This is a genomic window from Psychrobacter sp. AOP7-A1-24 (genome assembly GCF_052376235.1).
GTDB lineage: Bacteria > Pseudomonadota > Gammaproteobacteria > Pseudomonadales > Moraxellaceae > Psychrobacter.
Genome location: NZ_JBQSVM010000001.1, coordinates 78,414 through 99,540, shown reverse-complemented (window position 1 = coordinate 99,540; position 21,127 = coordinate 78,414). Strand labels below are relative to the sequence as shown.

17 protein-coding genes are annotated in these 21,127 nt (G+C 43.8%); 12 read left to right on the top strand and 5 right to left on the bottom strand.

Annotated features, from left to right (window positions below; all coding sequences use genetic code 11):
* Positions 1 to 111: 111 nt before the first annotated feature.
* Positions 112 to 1,605 carry a tRNA (N6-isopentenyl adenosine(37)-C2)-methylthiotransferase MiaB gene (miaB, locus tag ACT3QQ_RS00435; RefSeq protein ID WP_444526459.1) on the bottom strand — a complete coding sequence of 498 codons (1,494 nt, stop codon included), beginning with the start codon at positions 1,603 to 1,605 and terminating at the stop codon, positions 112 to 114.
* Positions 1,606 to 1,952: 347 nt separating this feature from the next.
* On the opposite strand from miaB, the gene ACT3QQ_RS00430 reads away from it, so the two are divergent.
* The 4 genes from ACT3QQ_RS00430 to ACT3QQ_RS00415 all read left to right on the top strand — a co-directional run bounded on the left by ACT3QQ_RS00430 (position 1,953) and on the right by ACT3QQ_RS00415 (position 7,104).
* Positions 1,953 to 4,085 (top strand): transglycosylase SLT domain-containing protein, encoded by a 2,133-nt coding sequence (locus ACT3QQ_RS00430; RefSeq protein ID WP_444526458.1) that lies wholly within the window; start codon positions 1,953 to 1,955, stop codon positions 4,083 to 4,085.
* A gap of 442 nt (positions 4,086 to 4,527) precedes the next feature.
* Entirely contained in the window at positions 4,528 to 5,232 is a 705-nt protein-coding gene (locus ACT3QQ_RS00425; RefSeq protein WP_444526457.1) for a ribonuclease T2, read from the top strand.
* A gap of 365 nt (positions 5,233 to 5,597) precedes the next feature.
* Positions 5,598 to 6,587, top strand: a complete 990-nt coding sequence (locus tag ACT3QQ_RS00420) for a malate dehydrogenase (protein ID WP_444520209.1) — start codon at positions 5,598 to 5,600, stop codon at positions 6,585 to 6,587.
* Between the two features lie 277 nt (positions 6,588 to 6,864).
* Entirely contained in the window at positions 6,865 to 7,104 is a 240-nt protein-coding gene (locus tag ACT3QQ_RS00415; RefSeq protein WP_444526456.1) for a DUF2789 family protein, read from the top strand.
* 78 nt (positions 7,105 to 7,182) lie between these two features.
* Here the strand turns inward: ACT3QQ_RS00415 and ribF are convergent, their stop codons facing one another.
* Entirely contained in the window at positions 7,183 to 8,277 is a 1,095-nt protein-coding gene (ribF, locus tag ACT3QQ_RS00410; RefSeq protein WP_444526455.1) for a riboflavin biosynthesis protein RibF, read from the bottom strand.
* A gap of 157 nt (positions 8,278 to 8,434) precedes the next feature.
* On the opposite strand from ribF, the gene ACT3QQ_RS00405 reads away from it, so the two are divergent.
* Complete coding sequence (locus ACT3QQ_RS00405) at positions 8,435 to 9,076, top strand: GNAT family N-acetyltransferase (protein ID WP_444526454.1); 642 nt, start codon at positions 8,435 to 8,437, stop codon at positions 9,074 to 9,076.
* A 6-nt stretch (positions 9,077 to 9,082) separates the two neighbouring features.
* On the opposite strand, the gene ACT3QQ_RS00400 is transcribed toward ACT3QQ_RS00405, so the two are convergent.
* From ACT3QQ_RS00400 to ampD, 3 genes are all read right to left on the bottom strand, one after another.
* Positions 9,083 to 9,706 carry a hypothetical protein gene (locus tag ACT3QQ_RS00400; RefSeq protein WP_444526453.1) on the bottom strand — a complete coding sequence of 208 codons (624 nt, stop codon included), beginning with the start codon at positions 9,704 to 9,706 and terminating at the stop codon, positions 9,083 to 9,085.
* 130 nt (positions 9,707 to 9,836) lie between these two features.
* A complete protein-coding gene (murJ, locus tag ACT3QQ_RS00395) occupies positions 9,837 to 11,387 on the bottom strand; it encodes a murein biosynthesis integral membrane protein MurJ (RefSeq protein WP_444526452.1) in 1,551 nt (516 codons plus the stop codon).
* A 112-nt stretch (positions 11,388 to 11,499) separates the two neighbouring features.
* Positions 11,500 to 12,129: a 1,6-anhydro-N-acetylmuramyl-L-alanine amidase AmpD gene (gene ampD / locus ACT3QQ_RS00390; RefSeq protein ID WP_444526451.1), complete on the bottom strand. Its 630-nt coding sequence runs from the start codon at positions 12,127 to 12,129 to the stop codon at positions 11,500 to 11,502.
* A gap of 151 nt (positions 12,130 to 12,280) precedes the next feature.
* Here ampD and ACT3QQ_RS00385 point away from each other — a divergent pair, with 151 nt between their 5' ends.
* The 7 genes from ACT3QQ_RS00385 (at position 12,281) to murC (ending at position 21,115) form a co-directional block, all read left to right on the top strand.
* On the top strand, positions 12,281 to 14,428 hold the full coding sequence (locus tag ACT3QQ_RS00385) for an Lnb N-terminal periplasmic domain-containing protein (RefSeq protein ID WP_444526450.1): 2,148 nt from the start codon (positions 12,281 to 12,283) through the stop codon (positions 14,426 to 14,428).
* A 75-nt stretch (positions 14,429 to 14,503) separates the two neighbouring features.
* A complete protein-coding gene (locus tag ACT3QQ_RS00380; protein WP_444526449.1) occupies positions 14,504 to 15,343 on the top strand; it encodes an SDR family oxidoreductase in 840 nt (279 codons plus the stop codon).
* Positions 15,344 to 15,430: 87 nt separating this feature from the next.
* A complete protein-coding gene (locus tag ACT3QQ_RS00375; RefSeq protein WP_444526448.1) occupies positions 15,431 to 16,453 on the top strand; it encodes a hypothetical protein in 1,023 nt (340 codons plus the stop codon).
* Between the two features lie 62 nt (positions 16,454 to 16,515).
* Entirely contained in the window at positions 16,516 to 17,220 is a 705-nt protein-coding gene (gene pyrE / locus ACT3QQ_RS00370) for an orotate phosphoribosyltransferase (RefSeq protein WP_444526447.1), read from the top strand.
* Positions 17,221 to 17,272: 52 nt separating this feature from the next.
* A complete protein-coding gene (gene gshB / locus ACT3QQ_RS00365) occupies positions 17,273 to 18,244 on the top strand; it encodes a glutathione synthase (RefSeq protein WP_444526446.1) in 972 nt (323 codons plus the stop codon).
* A 279-nt stretch (positions 18,245 to 18,523) separates the two neighbouring features.
* A complete protein-coding gene (murG, locus tag ACT3QQ_RS00360; protein ID WP_444526445.1) occupies positions 18,524 to 19,609 on the top strand; it encodes an undecaprenyldiphospho-muramoylpentapeptide beta-N-acetylglucosaminyltransferase in 1,086 nt (361 codons plus the stop codon).
* A gap of 66 nt (positions 19,610 to 19,675) precedes the next feature.
* Entirely contained in the window at positions 19,676 to 21,115 is a 1,440-nt protein-coding gene (gene murC, locus ACT3QQ_RS00355) for a UDP-N-acetylmuramate--L-alanine ligase (protein ID WP_444522917.1), read from the top strand.
* Positions 21,116 to 21,127 lie beyond the last annotated feature (12 nt).

Here is a 21,127-nt window from a genome sequence, read left to right as displayed (position 1 = left end):
CAGTTCTATAAATGATCAATACATATTGCTCAACCTGAAAGCGATAAAAAAGCCGTTCGCTATAATAGCGAACGGCTTTTTTTATTCTTACTCAATCTTATAATTTAACAGTTACGCTAATATTTCGATTAGCTCACCTTTGACCATGTGCGGGCTGACGAAATCAGTAATGCGTACGCTGACGAGCTTACCCAACATTTCATCCATTTGTTCGACATCATGAGGGAACATGACGGTACGAGTGTTATCTGCCGTCCCGATTAAGCAATCAGGATGACGATTAGCGATTTGCTCAACCAATACGCGTGTCGTGGTACCAACCATTTCATGCGTTTTCGCTAGCGTTGAGTCAATAATGACTTTTTGAAATTCTGCCAAGCGTGCCTTTTTAGTGGTAAAGCTAACATCATCTGGTAACTCAGCCGCTGGCGTGCCTGGACGCTTAGAGTAGATAAAGCTGTAAGAATGATCAAAGTTCAATTCTTTTGCTAAGTTTAAGGTATCTTGGAAATCTTGATCTGTTTCGCCAGGGAAGCCAATGATAAAGTCGCTCGACAAGTGAATATCTGGGCGAATGGCTTTGAGCTTATTAATCTGATTGATATAAACGTCGATTGTATGGTTGCGTTTCATCGCAGCCAAGATAGCGTTTGAGCCACTCTGCACGGGTAGATGCAGGTGCGATACCAGCTCTGGCAACTGTGCATAAGCATCAATGATGTCATCAGTAAATTCTAGCGGATGGCTGGTGGTATAGCGAATACGCTCTACACCATCAACGTGCGAGACATAGTGTAATAGCTCAGCGAAACGGCAAATGCTGCCGTCATCTTTTTCACCGCGGTAACCGTTGACATTTTGGCCCAATAGATTGATTTCACGGATACCTTGAGCGGCAAGGCTATCAATCTCAGCTAATACGTCATCAAGTGGACGTGACAGTTCTTCACCGCGAGTATAAGGCACCACGCAGAATGAGCAATACTTTGAGCAGCCTTCCATAATAGATACGAAGGCTTTATAGCCTTCTACTCTTGGCTCTGGCAAAAAGTCAAATTTTTCAATGCTAGGGAATGACACATCAATCGTACCAATACGATTTTTTGGTGCGATTTCACGCTGTTCGTTTGACTGATCATAGAGATCTGGCAGGCGATGCAAGGTTTGCGGGCCAAATACCATGTCGACATAAGGCGCACGTTTTTGAATGTTGTCGCCTTCTTGAGAGGCCACACAGCCACCCACACCAATGACTAAGTCTGGGCGTTTTTCTTTTAGTTTGCGCCAGCGACCCAATTCCGAAAACACTTTCTCTTGTGCTTTTTCGCGAATAGAGCAGGTATTCATTAGTAACACATCGGCTTCGTCGATATCGTGCGTGACTTCCATACCATGTGAGTCACCGAGGACGTCGAGCATTTTGTCAGAGTCATAGACATTCATCTGACAGCCTTGAGTGGTCACAAATACCTTTTTCGTCACTGCTTTCTCGACGGGCGCTTGGGCTGAACTTGCTTCATTGAGTGCAGTGATAGCTGGCGCGTCAGCAGTTGTTTCAGTAACGGCAGCGTCATTGATGCGGGGGTTGAATACAGTAACACTCATAAGGATAAATCCATGATTGACCAAAAATATAGCAAAGTCGATGATTAACAGGTGGCGTATTTTATCACAACCCTGTGCCAATGTGAAAAATTAGCACAAGCGATAAATTGTCAATACGGTAAATAATTCATAGCAGTATCAATTGTTTACTATTACTAATACTGCTAATCATAAAAATAGAAGCTCACTATCACTTTTATGTTACACCGTGCTGTCATATTTATTAACAAAAGGTAAAGGAGATAGTTGAAAGCACAATGAGTATAGTATGATGATTGATATACCCTTGGCGGTACTTAACGAACCGTTGTTCACATATTTGTAGAGATATCATAAAGAGAGTCAGTATGACAAAGTTGCGTGTTGCGCACAGTATCAAGGACGACGAGTCTATCAGTCAAAAGCACGCGTCAAAGCGAATTACAGTAGGTACGCTACGGATGAGCGCGTTGAGCGTGGTAACAGCAGTCAGTGCACTTGGTGTGTCACAAGTCGCTTGTGCAGAGTTGACGTGGGGCGATGAGGACAGCTACCAACAAGAAAGTAATTATCAGCAAGGTTACCAGCAAGACAACAGTATCGACTCATTTATGTCAGCTGCTATCGCCGCAGATCGCGGTGATGTGAGTGCGCTTTATAACTATGAACAGATGATGAGTGGCGGTCTGTTTGCGATGTATCCGGCTTATTGGCGTATGAATTTAGACCTTAATTCACAGAGTTCAGCGGCTGTTTCTCAGTTTGTACGTCAGTATCCAGACACGGTTATGGCTGAGAAATTGGTAGCTGATTTTGCGGAGTCCAAAGCAGGGTCAAACGATTATGCTTCGGTGAGACAAGTAGCCAACTTGATCACCAATGCAGATGCCAGTGAACGATGTGCAATTGCGCTTGGGTTCAATAATGGTGGTGACACCATGCGTGCTATGGCAGCCAAGTCTGATGTATGGCTAACCACCAAAAAGCAACCAGCGTTGTGTGATCAGTTAGCGATGGAGATGAATAATAACGCGCTGATTAGTGATCAGGATCGTGCTGCTCGTCTCAAGCGTATGTTACGTAAAGGCAAGACAGGTGATATTATGGCGTTGTCATCACGCCTTGGTACACCTATTACTTATTCTGCGTTGAGCGAAATTCAGCTTAATCCATCATCGTTTTTTAGTCGATTTGGTCGTGAGCCTGCTAGCCAAACCAATCAATACCTATATATGTATGCAATCGGTCGTATGGCTGATAAGTCTTATCGTGAAGCAGCGTTACAGTTAGACTTTGACATCAAACAAGACAATCAGCGTTCCGTCAGATTATTGAATGACGAAACCCGACGCTATGCTTACCGCACTCTTGGCGTACAGCGTATGAATCACAATACTGACGATGGCTTTAACGCTGAAGCAGTTGATTGGTTCCACAACAGTTTGGACAATGACTTTAACTTTGAAGAAGCAGAAGACTACGCCATGGCGGCAATTCGCTTCAGTCGTTGGGATGATGTGGTAGAGGCCATCTCAAAAATGGATGGCGAAACGCAAAGAGAAGCCCAGTGGCAGTATTGGCTGGCTCGTGCTTACGAGCAGTCAAGCGATAGTAGCAAGCGTAATACGTCTAAAAAAATGTATCAAAACTTAGCAAAAAGTAATGATTACTATGGCCTGATGGCAAAAGATAAAATAGGCCAGCGTTTTGATGCTAGCCGGTTAGGCGGTAGTAATTTGCCTAACGTGAGTACTGCTGACCGCGCGCGCGTCATGCAAGATGCCAACTTTGCTCGTGCGTTTGCGTTGTACAACTCTGATGCTAGCCGTGGTTATGCCAACCGCGAATGGAACTGGGCAGTTAAGCAAGCTCGTGACAATCGTGATGATAATTTGATTATTGCTGCTGCTCGTCAAGCCTATGATATGGGCTGGCTCGATCGAGCGATTTATGCGATTGACAATACCGATAGGGTGGATAGCTTGGCACTCTCGCATCCGATGCCGCATCAAAGCGCGGTCGTGCGTTATAGTGAGTCAGCAGGTATTGATCCAGCGTGGGCATATGGCATCATGCGTCAGGAAAGTCGTTTCGTATCGTCTGCGCGCTCAAACGTAGGCGCGAGTGGACTGATGCAAGTCATGCCTGATACCGCAAAATATATCGCTCGTAACCTAGGTGAGACTTATAGTGCGAGCCGTGCCAATAGTGGCGATACCAATATTCGCTACGGTACATGGTATATGGGTGATATCTTGGGCAAGCTCAATTATCAGCCAGTATTGGCAACCGCAGGATACAACGCTGGACCTAACAACGCCAAACGCTGGCAGCCAGTGTACGGATCACTTGCCGCAGATCAATACGTAGAGTCGATTGCGTTTCCTGAGACACGCAACTATGTCAAACACGTGATGGAAAATGCCACTATTTATAGTAGCTTGTTGGGCCGTAATCAGCCCATCAGCCAGCGTATGGGTACGATACCAACTGGATTTTAACCACTGAATGTATACTTAATAGACCACTAATGATTTATTGTTAGTGGTTTGTTTTTATCTGCTGGTTTGTTCTGTTAAGGTATTGGTTAGCTGGCTCAGGTAAATGGTACATTCGTTATTTTTCAGCACTTTATCAACATTTATCGAGCTTCCTGACGATGTCGTCAACGTTTACGTTTTTGCTATAGATTAAAAAAAACGTTTTGTTACCATTGCCTTAATGGAAAACCCTATTCTTCAGTCTTGTTCTTAGGTCAATGCGTGTTTTATATGTCGCGTCTAATGATTTAAGTTATAGCCTATGTCTTATCATTGCTAATTAACTACCTTTAGTCCTATGATCAAAAAATACTTTAGTCTTTCTATGTCGCTAAAAACCAAATATTCGCTACTTAGTCGGATATGCTCGTTATCGAACGCAGAGGCAAACACAAAGACAAACGTGAGCAATAAGGCTGTTAATTCTATGGTGCGATTGCGTGCAACTTTGGCTAGTAACCACAGCTTAGGTACCATTAAAGCAACGATGAGTTTTGGCGCTTTATTGCTCATACAGGGTGTTGTTCTTTTGCCAGCACAGGCAGCTAGTACAGCTAAGAGTGGTCAGCGGGTATTGATGATCGAGATGACACCAGCATTATGTAGTATGCAGCCAACACGGGCCCGTATGCGTCAGTGTTTAGAAGGGTATTCATTGACTGTATCTGGTTTAGATATGGGATATGGTGAACGCTGCGGCCGTGGTAGTGAGCCACGCCTTACACCGCTACAATTAAAAGTCGTCAACCGCATCATGCCTGACACCACGGTACGTAGCCAAGCGTGGCAGCGCTATGGAGCCTGTAGTCCACTTAGTGCCAGCAGTTATTTTCGACAGATTACTAACTATGCAGGTGGATTAAAATTACCGAACGAGCTAAATACTGGCAACAGTTATACGGTTTCCAAATCAAGATTTATCAGTCAAATGACCCGTCTCAATAGTGGTATGTCTTCCAATAGTGTGGATCTTATTTGTCAAAATGGCAGCCGTCGTCAATCAATACTCACTGATATACATGTGTGTTATGAAGGTAATGACTTCGGTACTTGTCATGATGTTGTAGACAGCTGTGGTAGTCGATTTATCATTTCAGGTGGACGATAGTCTTTACTTGTCTGCTTAGACCTCTCTTTTAATATCATTTTCAATATCTTTTGTTTGTATCTAGCAGTATAGACTGCCTATTTTGACCGTTTTAGCTACGTATAACATGATCACAAGATGCTTTGTCTTTCACTTCTACAGCCCTTTAGCGCTTTATCTATAAGCGCTTAGCCTCTACAAAAATTCTTCCGTATAAAATGTAACAATATAATCCCTGACAGGTCTATGACTGTATCTAGACGGTCACTGCGATGAAGTGCTACACTAGCTCTCGGTTTATACATGCTGCTATGCGGCAAACAAGTCGATATCTAAAATGATAATCGTTCATTAGAATTATCTAATAATTAATTAGGGAGTATTCAATGTCAATGAAACAGCCTTTACGTGTTGCCGTCACTGGTGCCGCTGGTAATATCAGCTACGCGATGCTATTTCGTATTGCATCTGGCGAGATGCTAGGTAAAGATCAGCCAGTTATTTTGCAATTACTTGAAATTACGCCAGCTCTTGACGCCCTAAAGGGTGTGGTCATGGAACTAGAAGACTGTGCATTCCCATTGTTGGCTGGTATTGTCCAAACTGACGATGCTAATGTCGCATTTAAAGATATCGATTATGCTTTACTGGTTGGTGCACGTCCTCGTGGCCCAGGTATGGAGCGTAAAGATTTGCTAGAAGCCAACGCTGCGATCTTCTCAGCACAAGGTAAAGCATTGAACGAAGTCGCTAGCCGTGATGTAAAAGTATTGGTAGTTGGTAACCCTGCTAACACGAACGCACTTATCGCTCAGCGTAATGCACCAGATCTTGATCCACGCAACTTCACTGCAATGACTCGTCTTGATCACAACCGTGCTATGGCACAGTTGGCTGGTAAGACTGACAGCACTGTAAATGACGTGAAAAAAATGATCATCTGGGGTAACCACTCATCAACTCAGTATCCAGATCTAACCGCTTGTACTGTAAACGGTAAGCCTGCACTAGACTTAGTGGATCGTGACTGGTACGAAGCGACTTATATCCCAGAAGTACAACAGCGCGGTGCTGCGATCATTAAAGCTCGCGGTGCATCATCTGCTGCTTCTGCTGCCAACGCTGCTATTGCACACATGCGTACGTGGGCACTAGGTAGTGATGAGAATGATTGGGTATCGATGGGCGTTTACTCAAACGGCGAATACGGTATTGCTGAAGGTTTGATCTACTCATTCCCATGCACATGTACTAACGGCGACTGGTCTATCGTAGATGGCGTTGACGTATCATCAGATTTCTCTAAAGAGAAAATGGCTGCTACTGAGCAAGAGCTTAGTGAAGAGCGTGATGCAGTAGCACACCTGCTTCCATAAGTAGCTAATCTGCTAAAGCTGTTATATAAATAGCTTAGAAAAAGCCCTCTAGTATAGAGGGCTTTTTTGTGCCTATGAGAAATAGGCATATGGGAGCAGTCGAATTAACTTCCTTAAATCGGCAAAAGTAGTTTACCGTTAATACAATTGATAACGTTAGATAAACGTTGATTAACAGCTATTAAAGTAAAGCTTGCTACAATAAGTGTATCAATTTGAAGAATAAGCACGTTAAACAAGAAGTGCGATCATGTTCGTACCATTTAAGGAGAAAATTATGTTGGGTGAACCAGAATATACAATGAATGAGCTATTTGCACAGCTGGGTCTAGATAGCTCTGATGAAGCAATCAATACCTTTATTGAAAAAAATGCGTTAGCAAAAGAAGAGAAGCTTACAGAATCTAACATTTGGACAGACAATCAACGCATGTTCTTGCAAGAAGAATGGCAAAAAGATGCAGCGTGGGTAGAAACTATCGATGAGTTAAACGTACGCCTACATCCTAGTGCATAAAGACTCATAACATTATACAAAACCCCCGCGATACTAGTCCTATCGCGGGGGTTTTCATGTCTGAGATATGACTAAATTTTAAATTTGCTTTTCGCGCCACTCAAGTAAATCAGCGACATCTTGATGAATGCCAGCTTTTAATGCTTCTAATCCATCATAGCGACGCTCACCATGCAAAAAGTGTAAGAAACGTACTTGTAGATTCAATCCGTATAAATCAGCTTGCAACTGCGGAAAGTGGATTTCTAATCGCCAGTCACTACCTTTATCTACAGAGGGTCTTTTGCCAATATTAGCTGTGCCAAACAAACTATGCGCGCGTAACCCTGTAACACCTGCATGACCGTCAGTGGCAAGGTCAGTCAAGCCATCCGCTATCACATTGCCATCAGCGTCTAAGCTAACCACATCGACCGCAAAAATACCATGTAAGGCAGGCTTTATACGTTGCAAATCGATATTTGCGGTAGGAAAATCTATCGTGCGACCTATCTGGTCACCGCGGACAACGACACCTGTGATTGCATATGTACGACCAAGTAGCCTATTAGCTGCCTGAAGCTCACCTGCCAATAGTAAATCGCGAACACGAGTAGAGCTAATGCGTGTAGCATCACTATTTATATCAGTAGTACAGTCATTAATTACGTTGTGTTCGTCAATAACGCTGTTAGCATTGTCATCAGTGACCGTATTCAGATTGGTCACATGTAGCCCATAGTTACGCAAAAACTGACTGTCGCCAGTACGGTCATGACCGAAGCGGAAGTCATCGCCTAACACCAATGCTTTTACGTTCAGACGCTTGGCTAGTATGTCAGCAAATGCTTGTGCTGATAGCGACCGAAACTCCGTATCAAAACCTGCTACGATCAATGTTTCAACACCATATTCTGCCAATAGTGCTTGCTTCTCTGCCAGATTAGTCAGACGTGCAGGTGCTTTGGCGGGTGCAAAAAACTCACGTGGCTGTGGCTCAAATATCATGACCGCTGCCCCTAGGTCTTGGGTACGCGCAATTTCGCGAACTTGGGCTAGCATTGCCTGATGACCGAGGTGTACACCGTCAAAATTACCGATAGTGAGCACGCAAGATGCCAACTCTACTGGCACAGCGTCCGTAGATGAAGGGTTTGTTGACAAAATTAGTTGCTCAAGAAAATAGGTTTTCATAAGTTTTCAGCTATGATGAGACCAAATAAAAAACGAAAAACACGTCTATGCTTAAAATTGATGTGTCTAAAACTAGCCATTATAAAGTAAAATAGCCACACTAACATCCTATAGTCTACGTGTAATGCAAGTATGACGCATAGGAAGTCTATTCTTTATGACCAATGTTTTTAATAACAATCCTAACAACGATGGAGATCTTATGACTGATGCTGCCTTGAACACTATACCAAATGAATTATCAACATATCAGCTTACTGATCAGTTCGTTGTGCAGCGTGCGAGTAAAGAAGATCTAGCAGAAGTCTTAGATATTTATAATCAAAGCATACCGGGTAAGCAAGCAACGGCCAATCTTGCGCTGGTTACGGTAGAGGAACGTGCTGCTTGGTTTAACGAGCATCTAGATAGCGCAACCAGACCGATATATGTGGTCAAGGCACTACCATCAAACGATGTAAATCAAGCAAAGCCGCCGGTAGTTGCATGGGGCAGTTTTAGTGATTTATATGCGCGTACGGCCTATCATATCAGTACCGAAATTAGTATTTATTTGGATCAAGACTATCAGGGCAAAGGATTGGGAAGTTTGCTGACCCATTGGATGTTGACGCAAGCACCAAGCTTGGGTATTCGAAACATCATCGCACTTGTTTTTGCTCATAACCAGCCAAGTTTAGGATTGTTTCGTAAGCTTGGCTTTGAGCAATGGGGTTATATGCCAGAAGTTTGCGATATGGAAGGGTTTATCGCTGATGTTGTGATGCTTGGTAAAACAGTAACATCAGATGATATCTGAGACGCTTTAGCCTAAAATCTTCCATTGACCTTCTATCTTCTGTAGCTGGTAGGTCAGTGGTGCAGGTTCGCTCTGTCCTTTTAGCATTAGCTCGCCAGTAATGGTGGCACGAGTTTTGTTATCACTATACTTAGTATCGGTAATCGTAACGCCATCTACCGTTTGCTGAAATGCAGCCTGAGTATTGCCAAGCTCTTCTTCAAAGTTTGCCATATCTACTTGATAATATGACGCTGCATCTTTTACGTCTCCATAATATAAGCTGTTTAATGCTTGCTTAACAGTATCCTCTGGTGTACCTGCTTGAGTAGGGTTAGTTACTAAGCTTTTTTGTTCGGTGGGGGCAGTTACTGGATTAATATTGTCACTATCAATTGCTATCTCATCTTCAGCGTCATCTGTAATTTCTTCTGTTTCGCTATCACTATCAGCAACCTCTGTCTGGTCAGTTGTCTCGTTGTCTAATGTGACATCTTCTGAGGTATCAACGGTCTCCGCCATATCTTCACTATCAGTAGCAATTTCAGCCGACTCATTATTGCTGCAGCCACTAATAAGTAGTCCAGTGCTTAACACACCAGTGGCTAGCAGAATTGGTAAGCGCTGGAAGATTGGCTGTTTCGTTGTCATATCAAAACCTCAGATTGTATGTATTCATTAGTGATCTATTATGACAATGATCAGCAGCGAGCATTGTCATTTCTCATAACAGGCTTGTTTTGGTTTGGTAAGCCCATTATAAATTTACTTATCATTTAGACTAACCATGTTTTAGCTGGCGCGGGCGAAAACCAGTGGCTAGCAATACCACACCGTACACTAGTGCTCCGATGGCACACATAATAATTAGCGCAACGATACGTTGCCACTGGGCGTCGTCTGTAGGGAAATAGGGTAGCATAAAATAGAGCACGCCAATCATAGAGCCAGTTGAAATAGCAAACTGTACAAACAGCTTTTTCCAATGTGAGCCAAAACGGAAGATATTACGCTTATGCAAGAAGTAATATAGCAAGCCTGCGTTTACAAAAGCAGCACCAGTCGTAGCCAATGCCAAACCACCATGCAGTGGTATTTCTAAGAAGTAAAATATTCCGATAAAAATAACACTAAAGATCATATTGGCAATGACAGAAATGATGCCGATTTTTACGGGAGTTTTGGTATCTTGACGCGCAAAGAAAGCGGGAGCAAATATTTTAATCAGCATAAATCCTAATATTCCACCTGCCATACTACGCAGAGCCAATGAGCTCATCTGTGCATCACGTAAGGTGAATTCACCACGTAAAAACAGTGCTTGCATCAATACATCTGCCAGTACAAACAGTGCAGCCGAAGCGGGTATACCGACTAATATAATAAGGCGTGCTGCCCAGTCGATGGTTTTTTTGAAATTGACATCGTCTTTTTGAGCCTCACTTTTTGACAAACTGGGCAAAATAACTGTACCAATTGCCACCCCAATCAGCCCCAATGGCAACTCGCTCATACGTTCAGCTGCATAAAGCCAAGAGACTGACCCACCGATCATCAATGAAGCAAAAACAGTATTGAGTAAGAGGTTAATTTGGGTGACAGATACACCAAAGATAGCAGGTAACATCAATTTCAAAATTCGACGAACGCCTTCGTGCTTGAAATCAACCTTTGGTGCGACAAGCAGTTTTTGTTGCCAAAGCTGCGGTAGTTGTATCAAGAACTGTAGCAAACCTGCGATAGCCACGGCATAGCCAAGCGCCATAATAGGCGTATCAAACATCGGTGCGAAAATCAGCGCACCACCAATCATACACAGATTCAATAGCACTGGTGCAAAGGCAGGTGCGGCAAAACGGCCGTAGCTTTGCAAAATACCACTCGCAAAAGCTGTCATAGAAATAAATAGTAAGTACGGAAAGGTAAGACGCAGCAGCTCAGCGGTAATGGCAAATTTATCAGGTTGATCGGCAAACCCAGGGGCAAACAATGTCACTACCCAAGGTGCAATTAGGATGACAACTACGGTAAGCATCGACAATACTAGCAACAATGCGCCTGAGGTGCGACTGACCAAAATCTGCACTTGTTGTAAGCTGTACTTCTCTTTGTATTCGGACAGTACAGGCACGAATGCTTGGCTAAACGCACCTTCCGCAAACAGTCTTCGTAAAAAGTTTGGGATTTTGAAGGCGACCAAGAAGGCATCCATCAAACCACCTGCACCAAAAACTCCTAGCAATACAACATCACGTATCAAACCTAAAATACGCGATAACATGGTCATACTGCTGACCACCATGGTTGAACGAAATAACCGACTTTTTGCCATGAGAACCTATCTTGCCAAGTTGTATATTGAATTATGTGCTGGTGTAATGTGGATGAAAAACTGACGAATTATATCACTTTCATAATTGAGATAAATGGATTGAGTATGGAAATCATTTATGTGACGGTGTATCGTTTTTTGTTGCATCAGAAACTAACTGGCGCAATCTTGCCCATTCAAAGTAATCACCAGGGTCAGTCTTACGCCCAGGCGCGATATCACTGTGGCCAGTCAAGTGGCGACGTGTTTTAGGATAAGCTTCATAGATAGCACTGACGACTTGTGCGAGCCTGTCATATTGCATGTCAGTGAAAGGCGTAAAATCTGACCCTTCAAGCTCGATGCCAATGCTATAATCATTACATTCAGGTCGGCCTAAGTAGCTAGACCGCCCAGCATGCCAAGCCCGTTCTTTGAAGTTGACAAACTGAGTGATAGCGCCATCACGTTCGATTAATAGGTGCGCTGATACTTCTGCACCCTTGATTGTTTGAAAATAAGGGTGAGCATCCCAGTCTAATTGATTGGTAAATAATGCTTTCACATAATGTGTGCCACTAGTGTCGCAGGCACCAAACTCATTCGGTGGTAGGCTAATGTTATGTACAACGATAGCGTCAATGCTCAAACCTATTGGTCTTACGTTATAATTGGGTGAGGCTAACCAAGTGGCAGCTGATAGCAGTCCATCCTTGATGGTCATTGGCGACGTGGATGATGAGTTTGGTGATGATGCAGTCATAACACTCTCTTTTTATACTAGTATTGATAATGGTGTGATAGAAAGTCTATCTAAGTAGCTAAACGATAGCGGGCGATGTATTTGGTTTTTTGACCCAGCAACTTTAATAACGCTGATAGCGTATGAACAATAACGTGCGAGATTTTACCTCATGTCTATAAAACTGATGTCCATACCTATCGATTGTACGCTAATGCCCATTGGCCTGCGAGCAAGCCTACCGTTAGCTGTAGCAGGAATATTATTTTCGGCGCAAGCGCAGGCATTTTTACCAACGCCATTGTCCGTTCTTGAAACAGAGGCATTGTCACCTGACGCATCTAGCATAGCACCGATTTATTCTGATTCAGACGTATTAGCTGAGCCCAAAGATATTAATAGCACTGAACCTAATATTCAAAATAGTACTTTATCGGATTCAAGTGTGGCTACAAACCAGCTGCTATCGACATGGCGGCAACAAGTAAAAGTAAACAATTTGGCACAGCATACAACATGGCGACGCTTGTTGTATTTTTACGATGATCATAAAAGTGTATTTGGTAAAAAGAAAACCGAGAGTTTGGTCGATGACCCGAGCTTTTTTTTGAGTAAGAATGGTCAACGAGATTCAGATGCAGAATTAGATGCGATGCTCGTAGCACTTGTGCAAGAGTTAGCGTCATCATCAGCAACTGAGAACAACCAAGTTAAAACTGATAACAATAGTAATTCTGTCTTATGTCGTTTTCCAGCGCGAGTGGCATGGTTGACAGAGATGCTAGCGATCGATGCTGCAAGTCTATCTGCTGAGTGTCCCAAGCTAGATGAGTGGATGTCGACATTGGCGCCTGAGCAGCTATCTATCATGTTTGCGCAGGAGTATTTGGATAATCCACTCTCTGCGTTTGCTCATACGTTGCTACGCATTGACTCAAAAGCGAGCATTGCCGATCCAAATCAAATCGATAAGGCTTATGCACTGAACTATACGGTAGACGGTGATCCAAACGACAGTTTTCCAATTTATGCTACCAAGTCAATGATTGGTAGCTACGATAGTGCTATCGAGATTGATCCTTATCCAGAGATGCTAGCGAAATATCTGCAAGATGATGAACGTGACGCGTGGACATATCAGTTGAGTTTGACGCCAGCGGAAGTTCAGAAGATTATGCGCCACGTCTGGGAAACCAAAGCGTTAAAGATGCCGTATTACTTTACCACGGACAACTGTGCTTCTGAGATTTTGCGTCTTATTGATGTGGTTCGTCCGCAGCAAAACTTATTGAGCCAATTGTCTTATGCTGTTGTGCCTTCTGATGTGATTCAGCTATTAAATAATGAACAGTTGCTGGCAAGTACCATTTTTACGCCTGCTGATAATACCTTACGTCAAGCTCAGCTCAATGAGAGGAAACAACAGCGCGCGCAGTTGGGTTATTATAATAGTGCCAAACAAACCGCGAATGAGATCAAGTCTGCGCAGCTCAATCCTGTATCAAGCATGTCAGATGATGGGCAAATACTACTCAAGCGTCAAATCGACGTATCGGATAATAATCCAATAGACAGGCATCCGTTACAGTTGGGCACGATAGCTATAGGGCAGCGTGGGGACAATGACTATATGGATGTAGGGTTTCGAGCGGGCTTTCATGATACGCTTGACCATGCTTCAGGATACCCACAGTTTTTTAACTTGGAAGGACTAGCGGCAACATTGCGACTGTATGATACGGATGACAATAAACCTCATCAGCCAGACAGCGTGGTCTTGCAAAATGTCACTTTAATTCGTGGCCGCTCTTTTAACCCTGTCAATACTGCCAAAAAAGGCAACACTTGGGGTGCTAGTATCGAGGCAACACGAGTAAATGATGGCTCGCAGGAGGCAGGTACGGATCATCTGGTCGGTAGTGTAGGTTACGAGAAAGGCTGGTCATGGGCATTCGGTACGCCAGCCGCAGGTACTGGTGAGATGCCATCACAATTATGCTATACGTTTTTGGCAGGTACGGGGCAATTAGGACGAGGTATTAATAAAGGTTTTCGTCTAGGCGCAGGTATCAATGCAGGCTGCCGTTATCAGATTAACAATCAGTTACGCGCACAAGCTGAATTGCAATTGCCATATTGGTATCATGGCAGCAACGATGAATCCAACGTTCGTGGCCATTATTGGCAACCAATATCAAGCCTAGGGTTGCAATATGACATTGATAAAAAGCAAGCACTACGTATTAATGCCAATTATGAATGGCAAGAACGTATCGATGCCAATGATGATATACAGCTATCATATAGGCGGTATTTTTAGGCACTGATTTAGGCATTAATTTAAACAAAATGGCTTCTAAGCGCTGTAATAGTTGTACAAAGGGAAAGGTGCTTTATGAGTACGCAAAACTTACTAATTATCGGTCAAGGTGATATCGGCCTGCCAGTTACCAATAAACTTGCCCAAGATGGCTATTGTGTGACTGGGCTTGCTCGTAGTGAGCGCCACCATTATGACTTAGTAGATAGCGCAGATTTTTTGCAAACTGATGCGTTGACGCTGACGACTGAACAACTGCAAACGTTTACTCATATTGCGATTATCGTCACCCCTGACGAGTATTCAACCACTGGTTATCACGACAGTTATCTAGCGATTAGTCAGCATTTGGCAGCGCTTGCTCCACAGCTCACCAAACTTGAGCGTGTGGTATTCGTCTCTTCTACTGGTGTCTATGGTCAGGACAATGGTGAGTGGATCGATGAGCATACGACACCTGTTACGCCTACGCGTGAAGCCTCGAAATTCATATTGCAAGCAGAGCAAGCGCTGCAACAAGGATTTGATGATAAAGCCATTATTATTCGCCCTAGTGGTATCTATGGGCGCGAGCGTTTAATGCGACTACGCAAGGCTCGTGAGCCAAATAAAAATCCAGTGCCAGCTGAGCATTGGAGCAATCGCATCATGGATCGCGACTTGATCAATATTATCGCCAAAGTGTTGACGATAGAAGTACCGAAGCCTATCTATCTAGCGACGGACTATCGACCTGTGACTACGTTTGAGCTAGGGGTTTGGCTAAGTGAGCAGGTTGGCGAGACACCTCCTACTATTGATAATACAAAAACCTCAGTGACAGGAAAACGCTTGCACAGCAACATTCCGTTAGCTTGGCTTGATTATGCTGATTGGCAGACAGGCTACCATGATATTTTGAATCATCAAGAGTAGGCCTCTAGAATTAAGCCCTAAAGAGTAAAATATCCCTTGGTGTAATCGTTTTTATTTGTTTTATATTTTATAGTCTATGGAGATTTTATGTCCCAGCCTTCTACTTCTGATGACCGTTTGTCTCATGCTAATCTGGCAACAGAAGGCGGGCAGCTGGCAGAAGGTAACGTCCAAAAAAAGACTGAGCACTCGTCTGTATTAGCTGATTCTCAGCAACCTGCGATCGTACATCCTAACTTTGACCCCAAACAATTTCCTCTTGATCCTGCCAGACCATTGAGTGATATCCCTGAGCCTGCTCGTCGCCTAAATGGTCAACTGCGCAGGCTTTATGGTAACTCGACTCGATTCTATCAGCCCAAAAAAGACAGCTTATCGAAATGGTCGCTGGTTGCTTCAGAGGCATTGGCTGAGCATTTATCATTGCTAGATGCGGCACAGCTTATCGAATTACCTGATAGCTTTTATCAGAATCATAGTGAGCAGCCATTGTTGCCAGCATTATCAGGTATGACATTATTAGATATGTCAGATATTCAGCAGGCGATTCGTGCTTATCCAAAACTGAACCGTTATGGGTTTTTGCCTACTGATAGTTCTACAGTAGTTGAATCAGCTAGCGACTCAAATCATGACAATAGGGCTGAAAATTCTTCAGTATCTATGCGCGCATTGACTAAACGTTATAATCCTGATGAGCTACTTAACAGTCTGTATGCCGATGATTGGCAAGTGATATTGCAACCGCAGCAGTTTGAGACAGGCGATGGCAGTTTGGCAACGGATATCATGGCATGTAGCGTGGCCGTCCATGCGCTAAAGCAGTGTAGTACCCGTAAAAGTATCAATCATAGTTATAACGCAGCAGAAATCTGTCAGCATGTACGTAGCTATTTGCTCAGTCAAATCGTTTGTGAGCCATCGCAGCGTCACGCCTATCGTCAGATTCATCTATTTGCTGGTCATATCATTGTTGCCGCTTATTATTTGGGCTGGGAGATACAAATCCGAGCAGATGGACAGAGTTATTTTAATATCTCGTCGCGTAGTGGTTTGTTGACTCGCTATGCCAATATGCAGGATTATGAGATCAATGGTTGGTCAAGCTGATCAATAATGCGTACAATAATGCAAATTTTTTGCCCCTTCTTCTTGCTGATAGGAATGTCATAATGTCTCATGTAACACGCCCTCAAGACCCTACGTTTTCATCTCATCAATTTATTCAACTGGCCCTAGACAACCAAGTGCTTAAATTTGGTGAGTTTGTCCTAAAGTCTGGTCGTATCAGTCCATACTTTTTTAATGCAGGCTTGCTTGCGACTGGTGAGATGTTGTCGTTACTAGCACGTGGTTATGCAGATGCCTTAGCTGAACAAATGAGTGCGGCAAATAATGGCGATAATGAGCAAGAGCTGGTCATCTTTGGTGCGGCCTATAAAGGTATTCCTTTTGTCGCAGCGACGGCTCAAGCGTTATGGTTGCATCATGGTATTAACGCTAAATGGGGTTATAACCGCAAAGAAGCCAAAACGCATGGTGAAGGTGGCAATTTAGTAGGTGCTGACGTAACTGGCAAGGCCGTTTGGGTGCTTGATGATGTCATCACAGCAGGTACAGCCATGCGCGAAGTGGTCGAGATTTTAGAGCAAGCAGGCGCAAGCGTTGCTGGTATTATCGTTGCACTCGATCGTAAAGAAAAAGGTCAAAGCGAGCATTCTGCTATCCAAGAGCTTGCCGCAACACTAGAAGTGTCTGTACGTGCATTGGTCGATATCGATGACTTGATCAGTTATTTGGCCGATGAAAATAGCCAATATAAAGATGCGACACAGTTAGCCAAAATGCAACACTACCGTGAGCAGTACGGCGTATAGTTGGACACTGAGTTCGTTTCATATTAATAATATAACGTAAGTGAGTCTTATCATGAGCCAACAAAAACAAGAAAAATCGCTAAAAATACTCGTTATTATGGATCCTATCGAGCGAGTCAATTACAAAAAAGACACCAGCCTCGCTATGATGTGGGCCGCTCAAGATCGCGGACATCAGCTTGGTTACTGTCAGATTCATGACTTGTGGTTGGACCGTGGTCAGTTAATGGTTGATACGCAGCCGCTTACAGTGAATCGTGATCCTGCAGATTTTTATACATTGGGCGATAAAGTAACGGGACCAGTGGGTGACTATGACGTGATCTTGATGCGTAAAGATCCGCCGTTTGATATGCGCTTTATCTATGCCACTTATATGCTTGACCATGCCAAAGCGGCAGGCGTGCTTGTGGTCAATGATCCACAAGCGATTCGAGACTGCAATGAGAAGTTATTTGCGACGTGGTTTAGCGATTATATGAGCCCAACAATTGTGACTAGCAAGCAAGCGCATATTCGTAAATTCATCGCTGAACAGCAGGACGTCATCGTCAAGCCACTAGATGGTATGGGCGGCACTGGTATCTTCCGTTTGACTGCTGATAGCCCAAATATTGGGGTGACGTTAGAGATACTGACTGAGCTTCAGACTTTGCCCATCATGGCGCAGCGTTATTTGCCAGAGATTAAAGAGGGTGATAAACGCGTGTTAATCGTCGATGGAGTCGTAGTGGATTATAGTTTGGCCCGTATTCCAACGAAAGGCGAGACCCGTGGTAATCTAGCAGCTGGTGGTAACGGTGTTGCCATGCCATTGACTGATATCGAACGCCAAGTAGCAGAAGTTGTGGCACCAATCGTTAAAGAAAAAGGCCTAATGTTTGTTGGTCTAGACTTGATCGGCGGACGTATTACTGAGATTAACGTTACTAGCCCAACGTGTGTACGTGAGATTGATGATCAATGCGGTACAGATATCGCAACCGACTTTATCATGGCGATTGAGAATAAAGTTAAGGCATAGCTTTATCTATACTAAGGAATATTTTGACTACGTAAAACCTACATTTTAAGGTATTGTTAGTCACTGATTTCTCTTAACGTTTATTAGCATTACACGGCGCCAAGCCTTGAACAGTCATGGCTTGGACTTTTGTTGTTTTTGCTGCACAAAGTACTGTATATAAGACAATGATTTCCTCTATACTATGCGGGCTTTGGCTAGGTCATTATTGTTTATAACTGTCATCGCAGCAGTGAGATAAACCCTTCATATAAATAAAGTAAAGATAGGCAGGCGTTCATGAAAACACCGCATATATTGATGATGGCAGCTGGTACGGGCGGGCATGTTTTTCCAGCGCTTGCAGTGAGCGACGAGCTGACCCAACGCGGTGCGGTGATTCACTGGTTGGGAACGCCAAACGGTATGGAAAACGGTTTGGTTGAACCGACAGGCTATCCCTTCCATGCTATTAATATGCAAGGGCTTCGTGGCAAAGGCGTTGGTCGACTATTAAAGCTACCAATGACTCTGCTATCCGCGACAATTGCAGCCGTAAAAGTGATTCGTAGTAATCAGATTAATGTGGTCGTTGGGTTCGGTGGTTACGTCACTGCACCTGGTGGTATCGCTGCGCGCATGACTAATACGCCATTGATTATCCATGAGCAAAATGCCATCGCTGGCATGAGCAATCGCTATTTATCTAAGCTGTCGACCAAGACATTACAAGCGTTTGAAAATACCTTTGGCAATAGTCAGCAAGATGCCAAGCTTGAGACAGTAGGTAATCCTGTGCGTAATGCCATCACTGGTGTCGCAGAGCCAATGTTACGCTACGATGTAAATGATAGCTCACCGCTTAAACTGTTGGTAGTCGGCGGTTCACTTGGCGCTCAGGTATTAAATGATACAGTACCAAAAGCATTAGCATTGCTAGATCAGCCATTTGAAGTGCTTCACCAGTGTGGACGCAATAACGAAGTAGCCACGCAAGCGGCTTATAGCGAACAAGACCTAAACAACCATCAGTTTACTGTACAGCCGTTTATTGATGATATGGCTGCAGCTTATAACTGGGCGGATATCATCGTTTGCCGTGCAGGTGCATTGACAGTGACTGAAATTCAAAACGTCGGAATAGCCGCTATTTTTGTACCACTACCGCATGCAGTTGATGATCATCAGACGGCTAATGCGCGCACGCTGACCTCGCATGATGCTGCAATTTTGTTGCCGCAGTCAGAGCTAACTGCCAAAAGCCTGAGTGATGAGCTTGGCGCACTCAATCGAGAGAAATGTTTAGCGATGGCGAAGAAAGGCCATGCATTGGCCAACCGTAGTGCGAGTAAGCAAGTTGCTGATATCATTTGGCAAGCGCTATAGTCTGTAACCTAGCCCCCTTATTTGAATTTACTAAATTTTATTGACCTTTAATAAAGAGAGACCCTTATGCCTACCTCTGCGAAAGCTCTACCTAAGCGTTTGATTGAAATACCAGAGATGCGCCGTATTCAGCATTTGCATTTTATCGGTATTGGTGGCTCAGGCATGTGCGGTATCGCTGAGGTGATGAATAATCAAGGCTATCAGGTCAGTGGCTCTGACATAGCAGAAAGCTTAGTGACCAAACGTTTACAGCAAATCGGTATTGAGATATCGATTGGCCATGACTCCAAAAATATCGCCAATGCTGATGTTATCGTTGTCTCATCAGCGATTGACCGTAGCAACCCTGAGGTAAAAGCAGCACTTGAAGCTCGACTGCCAGTAGTACGCCGTGCCGATATGCTTGGTGAACTAATGCGCTATCGTCATGGTATTGCAGTTGCTGGTGCGCATGGCAAAACGACGACGACCAGTTTGCTTACTACGATGATGGCAGAAGGGCAGCTAGATCCTACCTATGTTATCGGTGGTAAATTAAATGCGTCAGGCAAAAATGCAGCATTAGGTAGCAGCCGCTTCTTGGTTGCAGAAGCTGATGAGTCTGATGCATCATTCTTATCATTACATCCGATGGCGGCGATTGTGACTAACATCGACCAAGACCATATGGAAACCTACGAAAATAGTTTTGATAAATTAAAAGCCGCTTATATCCAGTTTCTACAAAACATGCCATTTTACGGTTTGGCAGTGGTCTGCGGTGATGACCCTGAACTATATGCAATGATTGATGATATCGGTCGTCCAGTATTGACCTTTGGTTTTGAGCCGTTCAATGATGTACAAGCTGTTGATTTAGAGACTGAAGGTACCAAAACTCACTTCACAGTATTACGCCGTGACCGCGAGCCATTACGTCTGACGTTGAATATTCCTGGTACGCATAACGTCTATAACGCTCTTGCTGCTATTACTATGGCGACCGATGAAGGCGTTGACGATGCAGCAATTGAGCGTGCTTTGCAGAAGTTTGAAGGCGTGGGGCGTCGTTTTGAGCAACATGCTTCTGTTGATATCGATGATGGCAATGTTTTATTGATTGATGATTATGGTCATCATCCAAAAGAAGTCGATGCGACCATTAAAGCCGCTCGTCAAAGCTTCCCTGATCGTCGTTTAGTGATGCTATTTCAGCCGCATCGTTACAGCCGTACCCGTGATTGCTACGATGATTTTGTGGAAGTACTCTCGAGTGTTGATGAGCTATTATTATTAGATGTTTATTCAGCAGGTGAGAGTCCGATTACGGGTGCTGACACCAAATCATTAGCGCGCAGTATTCGTTTACGCGGTGAAGTTGAACCGACCATCGTTGACAAAGACAATCTAGCCCCTGTTATGCAGCGCTTGTTAAAGGCTAACGATATGCTGATTACCCAGGGTGCTGGTAATGTTGGGCAGATTGCTATCGATTTGGCCGCCAATAATCTTTATATTAAGTAAGCTAAAATTTAG

What these genes read in the sequence shown, in the direction of transcription:
- miaB (WP_444526459.1), bottom strand. Translation starts at nt 1,605, where the DNA reads ATGAGTGTTACTGTATTCAACCCCCGCATCAATGACGCTGCCGTTACT.
- ACT3QQ_RS00430 (WP_444526458.1), top strand. Translation starts at nt 1,953, where the DNA reads ATGACAAAGTTGCGTGTTGCGCACAGTATCAAGGACGACGAGTCTATC.
- ACT3QQ_RS00420 (WP_444520209.1), top strand. Translation starts at nt 5,598, where the DNA reads ATGTCAATGAAACAGCCTTTACGTGTTGCCGTCACTGGTGCCGCTGGT.
- ACT3QQ_RS00415 (WP_444526456.1), top strand. Translation starts at nt 6,865, where the DNA reads ATGTTGGGTGAACCAGAATATACAATGAATGAGCTATTTGCACAGCTG.
- ribF (WP_444526455.1), bottom strand. Translation starts at nt 8,277, where the DNA reads ATGAAAACCTATTTTCTTGAGCAACTAATTTTGTCAACAAACCCTTCA.
- ACT3QQ_RS00405 (WP_444526454.1), top strand. Translation starts at nt 8,435, where the DNA reads ATGACCAATGTTTTTAATAACAATCCTAACAACGATGGAGATCTTATG.
- ACT3QQ_RS00400 (WP_444526453.1), bottom strand. Translation starts at nt 9,706, where the DNA reads ATGACAACGAAACAGCCAATCTTCCAGCGCTTACCAATTCTGCTAGCC.
- murJ (WP_444526452.1), bottom strand. Translation starts at nt 11,387, where the DNA reads ATGGCAAAAAGTCGGTTATTTCGTTCAACCATGGTGGTCAGCAGTATG.
- ampD (WP_444526451.1), bottom strand. Translation starts at nt 12,129, where the DNA reads ATGACTGCATCATCACCAAACTCATCATCCACGTCGCCAATGACCATC.
- ACT3QQ_RS00385 (WP_444526450.1), top strand. Translation starts at nt 12,281, where the DNA reads ATGTCTATAAAACTGATGTCCATACCTATCGATTGTACGCTAATGCCC.
- ACT3QQ_RS00380 (WP_444526449.1), top strand. Translation starts at nt 14,504, where the DNA reads ATGAGTACGCAAAACTTACTAATTATCGGTCAAGGTGATATCGGCCTG.
- ACT3QQ_RS00375 (WP_444526448.1), top strand. Translation starts at nt 15,431, where the DNA reads ATGTCCCAGCCTTCTACTTCTGATGACCGTTTGTCTCATGCTAATCTG.
- pyrE (WP_444526447.1), top strand. Translation starts at nt 16,516, where the DNA reads ATGTCTCATGTAACACGCCCTCAAGACCCTACGTTTTCATCTCATCAA.
- gshB (WP_444526446.1), top strand. Translation starts at nt 17,273, where the DNA reads ATGAGCCAACAAAAACAAGAAAAATCGCTAAAAATACTCGTTATTATG.
- murG (WP_444526445.1), top strand. Translation starts at nt 18,524, where the DNA reads ATGAAAACACCGCATATATTGATGATGGCAGCTGGTACGGGCGGGCAT.
- murC (WP_444522917.1), top strand. Translation starts at nt 19,676, where the DNA reads ATGCCTACCTCTGCGAAAGCTCTACCTAAGCGTTTGATTGAAATACCA.